The following is a 1,089-nucleotide window of genomic DNA, read 5'->3' on the forward strand; positions in this document are numbered from 1 at the left end:
TACCGGGTGTGTGCCGTCGAACTCGAATTCGACGGCGACGCTGTCGGGTCCGGGCCGGATCGCGGTCACTTCGCCGACCGGCACGCCGAGGATCGTCACCCGGTCACCCACGTAAAGCCCCGGCGCGCTGCGGTATTCGGCGGTGATCCGGAAATCCGGCTCGTACTCGAGCCAAGCCACGGTGGCCCCAGTGATCGCCACGACGGTGGTGAGCAGGGCCAGTAGTCTCGGTGGTCGCCGCAGCGACATACGGCCGAGGTTTTTCATCGCGTGCCCCCTGGGCTGCCGGGAATCTGGCCTGCCAGATTCGCTGGGACGATGTTGTGCAGTAGAACGCCGAAGAACGGGCCGCTCGCGACCGCTTCGCCGACCTGGGTGGTGAACCGCTGGAGCCCGATGAGGATGCTGTTGAGGTTGTCGTAGTTGTTGTTCAGCGTGGTGATCAAGGCGTGCAGTTGATCCAGGGTCGGCTTCAGGGTCGCGGCGTTGTCCTCGGCGATCCCGGTGAGCGCGTCGGCCACCTGCTCTGCTTGGACGAGGATCCGGTGGATGGTGGCGGCTCGGGTGTCGAGCGCCGCCAGTAGTCCGCTGCCGTGCTCGAAGAGCGCGGTGACCTGCTGGTTGCGTTCGGCGAGGATGGCGCTTACCCCCTCAGCGCTGTCCAGCAGTTGCCGAATTCCAGCGTCACGTGACGCTATAGAGTTCGACAACCGGGAGAGGCCGTCGACGGTGGCCTCGAGGTCTTCGGGCAGCTCCTCTTGCAGTGCGCTCAACTGGTCGAGGGTCGCGGCCAGATTCGGCTTGTCGGTCTGGGCGATCTCGCCGGTGGCTTCCTGTAGTGACCGGGCGATGTCGTAGCCGGAGGTGGTGCGGGCCAGCGGGATGAGTGCTCCGTCGTCCAGATCCCCCGAACCGCGGGGGGCGAGCTCGATGAACCGCCTGCCCAGGACCGTCTCCACCTTGATCGTCGCGGTCGTTTCGTCGCCGAGGGCGGGATGGTCGCCGATGACATCGAACTCGACATCGACCTCGGTGCCGGCGAGTTCGATCGCCCGGACTTCGCCCACCGGCACTCCGGAGATCTGCACC

General features: G+C 66.3%; 2 protein-coding genes. Both read right to left on the minus strand.

From position 1 onward, the window contains the following. Positions 1-267 (minus strand): MlaD family protein (locus tag QH283_RS18595; protein ID WP_280504263.1); only part of this gene is annotated, 267 nt, incomplete at its 3' end. Then, positions 264-1,089 (minus strand): MCE family protein (locus QH283_RS18600; RefSeq protein WP_280504264.1); only part of this gene is annotated, 826 nt, incomplete at its 5' end. The genes QH283_RS18600 and QH283_RS18595, both read right to left, overlap by 4 nt.

This window comes from Nocardia farcinica (assembly GCF_029867845.1).
Taxonomy (GTDB): Bacteria; Actinomycetota; Actinomycetes; order Mycobacteriales; family Mycobacteriaceae; genus Nocardia; species Nocardia farcinica_A.